The sequence below is a fragment of the Endozoicomonas sp. ONNA1 genome, from assembly GCF_024606325.1.
Lineage (GTDB): Bacteria > Pseudomonadota > Gammaproteobacteria > Pseudomonadales > Endozoicomonadaceae > Endozoicomonas_A.
The window spans coordinates 1-2,066 of record NZ_JAHHPN010000554.1 but is presented as its reverse complement, the minus strand read 5'-3'; the positions used below and the strand labels follow the sequence as shown (position 1 = coordinate 2,066).

2 protein-coding genes are annotated in these 2,066 nt (G+C 36.3%); both read right to left on the bottom strand.

The genetic code is table 11. The features are described from left to right. Window positions 1-151 precede the first annotated feature (151 nt). Window positions 152-1,582, bottom strand: coding sequence for an O-antigen ligase family protein (locus KDK19_RS24400; RefSeq protein WP_257292109.1), 1,431 nt, complete (start codon window positions 1,580-1,582; stop codon window positions 152-154). A gap of 59 nt (window positions 1,583-1,641) precedes the next feature. Continuing rightward, the coding region (locus tag KDK19_RS12700; RefSeq protein WP_306801340.1) for a pilin at window positions 1,642-2,066 on the bottom strand (425 nt) is incomplete at its 5' end.

The window sequence follows — 2,066 nt, the reverse complement described above, 5'->3', positions numbered from 1 at the left end:
CCCAGATTATTTTTAAATTAATGAAATAGGACACCCACAGAATGTATCAGATTTCATGGATGTCCCTTTTTTATTCAAAATGAATCAGATTTTATGGATGTCCCTTTTTTCTTTTTTGTGGGTGTCCCTTTTTTACGTGTTTTTTATTCTTTTAATTTTTATGAAATGCACCATTTCTCCAGAATCTTGGTGCATTTGATTGAAACTCAAGCGTTGTTGGGTAGTTTCCAGAAAAATATTCCCAATAAAAGATGGCAATATAGGCTAGGGAAAACAATAGTAAAAATATAATTACAAACCATTTAGAAACACTCACTCTAGACGTTAGATTTTTGGAGTGCACACCCATACAGAATCCCACTACTAGAATCATAAGCATCTGACTCATTGGTGAAATAAATACACCACTAACCTGAGAATGAATACTCGCACTCAACAGGGCAGTAAAGGCAGAGATCTGTACCAGCTGCTGATGACTGGTCAACAAACCTGAATGAACCCTATATATCAACCCTCGCAAGTAACTATTACCACCCCAAATAATGAGAATAATCAAACAAATAGCAGCAGGAATACCCAACTCAGTAGCCCACTGAAGAATAATATTATGTGGCGAACCAGGACTGCCTACCAAGGTGATAAAGTGTTGCGGACCTACGCCGAAAACTGGGTTATCTTGAATAGACTTAAGGGCTATCTTCCATAATTCGACTCGTCCTGAAGAAGTAGAGTTAGCCACAACAAATCGTTCAAAATCAAAATTTGAAGAACTTCCAAATAAAGATGGAACTATTTGGACAAGTAAAATATAAAGAAGCAAGCCGAAGCCAAAAGATTTAAGGTGAGTAGATGCTAAAACTTTTGAGAATGTAGGAAACAAATAACAAGTCAATGCAATCGAGAAGATGATTGCGACTGATACTCCACGACCTTCCGTAATTATTAAAAAGAAATACATAAGTATGATTGGCAACCAACTTAATCTGCTCAGAAGTTTATAATTCTCATTGGGAATAAGCGGTAGTAGAGCCAAAAAAGGAATCAACCAATTCTGGGCATGATTCAACTCCCTTGGATTAGAAAAGTTGTGAATAGTGTTTTGCCATGCTTCTGGTGGAAATCTGAGATAAATAACATAGTCAAAAAGATAGGTAAAAAAGTAAACGACTAAACTCGATCCAATTAAAGAAATCGCAAAAATCAACTCACTCTCTCCAATATTTTTATTTCTGAGATATAAGCAAGATATAAAAATCAAAGAATAAAGCCCAACCTCTTGAATACTTTTCAAAAAATACAAGGAATTAAATGAAGATATGGAGCAAAGTACAAGAAAAAATCCTACCAACCACAAATAAACGCTCGAGAACTGATCTAAAAAAAAATAAAACCCTTTCTCAAAAAATAAATTAAGCACAAAAAAAATTATAAAGAGAAAAAAAACAAACTGATACAAACGTTTTCTGTTGTAATCCGGCGAGACAAAATCAAAAAAAACAAAATCAAGAAAAGAAAAACAAACGATAGCGGTAGGCATTAAGAATGCAATTAAAACGCTTTTATCAGAAAGAAATTTAATCACAAAACACCTATAAAAAAGGAAGCCCCATAAACGGAGCTTCTTTTATAAATCACTCGAACTCAGATTGACGCGTTATACTTACACGAGTTAGGTGCATAATCTGCGGCAGCATTCGTTCCACATGACCAGCCACCAGAAGCATTGCGAGTCCAAACAATTTTCTTACCTGCAATCTGACCGTTCATTCCATTCGCAGACGTCTGAAGTGTGGCCTCAATCGCGCCTGCTGTGCTGTTCGGATTTACACCTGTAACGCCTACACTTGCAATCGATGCAGCATTATCAACACTAATGATATTACCAATAGCTGCTGCACTCTGAGGAAACTCACCGTTCTGAGCAATATAATCTTCTAAGGCAGTTTTATAACCACCTATGAAAGATATAGGTTCAGCAAGTTGAGCACGCGCAACATAATTCTGATACTGAGGAATAGCCACAGCCGCCAAAATCCCAATAATCGCCACAACGATCATCAATTCAA